Source organism: Microbacterium sp. Bi128 (genome assembly GCF_918698205.1).
Genome location: NZ_CAKKMM010000769.1, coordinates 1 through 2,409, shown reverse-complemented (window position 1 = coordinate 2,409; position 2,409 = coordinate 1). Strand labels below are relative to the sequence as shown.

Sequence of the window (2,409 nt, the reverse complement as noted above, 5' to 3'; positions counted from 1 at the left end):
GGACTGCTCAAAGGCGTAGGCCTCGGCGCTGACCGCTGACAGCTCATCGATGTACGCGAGGATCGATTCGCCCAGATCCACCACGACGCCCTGGCCCAGATGATGTTCCACTGAGACTTTGGACATCTCCCGGAACGTCACGCGGGCGCCCATCCGGTAGGCGCTCAGGAGCGCGTCCATGCTCCGCCCCTGCCGGAACTCGCCGCTGCCCAGCCCGGCCACCAGCTCCCGGCTTTCCTCGGACAGCGCTGGCAGCCGGGTCCCGGGCAGTTGCAGGAAGCGGTCCAGTGCCGCGGCCACGCCCCTGCGCAGCCCCCTGCCAAAGCGCCCCTCGATCGGTCTGGCGTACGCCGGGACGAGCTGCGGGACGGCTTCGATGATGGCCTCCACAATGCCGGGCATCCGCGGCCGCAGCATGTCGCTGACCTCCCGCGGCAGGGCCAGCCAGGGAGGATCGTAGGCGGGGGTGGGGCCGGCAGGCTCCCGGGCAGGGGATGTGTTCATGAACAGTCCGATGAGTTGTTGCGGCGGGATAGTTTTCTTGAGTCGATCGTATGCCTTGGGTGAAGAAGTATGGCGCAATCTGACATAAGCTTGATGAATGATCCGGCTCCGTAAGCTGGCGCGCGCCGCATCTCTACTGACCACCCCACTAGCTCCAGAAGACATTCTGTCGCTGTTCAATCCTGTGTTTTCCGCTCGCCAATTGCGCGGCGTAGTCACCAGGGTGGTTCCAGAAACGGCCGATTCCGCCACCATTTTCTTCCGTCCCGGCCGCGGCTGGCAAGCACATCTTGCCGGCCAGTGGGCCCGTATTGGCGTCGAGCTCGACGGTGTCCGCCACTGGCGGTCCTACTCGCTCAGCGCCCCCGCCGGACAGGACCCGGCAATCACCGTGACCGACATGGGCGCCGTCTCCGGGGCCCTCGTGCGCGGCACCAAGCCCGGCGACGTCCTGTTCCTGGCGCCCCCGCAGGGCGATTTCGTCCTGCCCGAGCATCCGCGGCCGCTGCTCATGCTCACGGCCGGCAGCGGGATCACCCCGGTGATGTCGATGATCCGCACGCTCGTTCCGCACCGCCCGGATTCGGACGTCGTCCTGATCCACACAGCCCGCACCGCCGCGGACACCATCTTCCGTGAAGAACTCGCCGAGCTCGCCGACCAGTTCCCCAACCTGCGCGTCACGCACTGGTTCACCGGTGAGAGCGGACGGCTGGACTTCACCTCGGCCGCCGACCTGGACCGGCTCTGCCCGGACTGGCGCCAGCGCGCCGCCTACGCATGCGGTCCGGAAGGGTTCCTCAACGACGCCGAGGCGCTGTGGGAGGCCGAAGCGGAGGACGCCCAGCAGGCCGCGGCCAGCTCGGGCACCCTGACCATCGAACGCTTCAGCACCAGCCTCGCCGGCGGCGCCGGGCACGACGGCGGCCTGGTCACCTTCGAGGCCTCCGACCGTGAAGTCGAGGCCGATGGCGACACCCCGCTGCTCGATGTCGGCGAGGACGCCGGCATCCTCATGCCCAGCGGCTGCCGGATGGGTATCTGCCACAGCTGCCTCATCCCGCTGCGGGCCGGCCACGTCCGTGACCTGCGCACCAACGAAGTGCACGGCGAGCCCGGCCAACTAATCCAGACGTGCGTGTCGGCAGCCGCCGGCCCCGTTAACCTCGACCTCTGAGGAGTATCACCGCATGACGATTGTTTCCAACAAACCGGACCTTTCCGACGCCGACACCCCCGCCACCAGCGGTTCAGCCGACACAGCAAAGGTCGTCACGGTCGCGAAGACGCGGCCCGGCGCCCTCGCCGAGACCGGCAGCCCGCTGTTGCGTCCGCCCGCGGCCGCCCACCTCTCCGACGAGCAGGTGGCGGAGCTGGGGCGCGAACTCGACGCCATCAAGGATGACATCCTCGCCAAGCGCGGGTCCGCCGATGCCGCCTACATCCGCCGCATGATCAAGATCCAGCGCGGCCTGGAGCTCTCCGGCCGTGCCCTGCTCCTTGTCAGCAAGAAGAAGCCCGCCTGGTTCGCCGGCACCGCGCTGCTGAGCTTCGCCAAGATCCTGGAAAACATGGAACTTGGGCACAACATCCTGCACGGGCAGTGGGACTGGATGCGGGACCCGGACATCCACTCCACCACCTGGGAATGGGACTTCGTCACCCCCGCGCGCTCCTGGCAGCACACCCACAACGATCTCCACCACCGCTGGACAAATGTGGTCGGCAAGGACAACGACATCGGATACAACCTGCTGCGGATGGATCCGGACCAGAAATGGACGCCCTTCAACCTGGGCAACCCGCTGTACAACGCGCTGCTGGCACCGGTCTTCGAGTGGGGCATCGCGATCTACGACCTCGAACTGGTGGACTACAAAGAGGGCCGGAAGTCCAAGGAAGCCC

General features: G+C 67.1%; 2 protein-coding genes and 1 pseudogene. 2 read left to right on the top strand and 1 reads right to left on the bottom strand.

The genetic code is table 11. The features are described from left to right. Positions 1 to 504: pseudogene (locus LQV45_RS26005) on the bottom strand (PucR family transcriptional regulator); the annotation flags it as partial. A 97-nt stretch (positions 505 to 601) separates the two neighbouring features. On the opposite strand from LQV45_RS26005, the gene LQV45_RS26000 reads away from it, so the two are divergent. Both LQV45_RS26000 and LQV45_RS25995 read left to right on the top strand, forming a co-directional pair. Further along, a complete protein-coding gene (locus LQV45_RS26000; RefSeq protein WP_028276907.1) occupies positions 602 to 1,681 on the top strand; it encodes a ferredoxin reductase in 1,080 nt (359 codons plus the stop codon). A 13-nt stretch (positions 1,682 to 1,694) separates the two neighbouring features. Next, a partial coding sequence (locus tag LQV45_RS25995) for a fatty acid desaturase (protein WP_374208298.1) occupies positions 1,695 to 2,409 on the top strand: 715 nt, incomplete at its 3' end.

Excerpts from the sequence above, each read along its gene's own strand:
- LQV45_RS26000 (WP_028276907.1), top strand. The coding sequence starts at position 602 with ATGATCCGGCTCCGTAAGCTGGCGCGCGCCGCATCTCTACTGACCACC.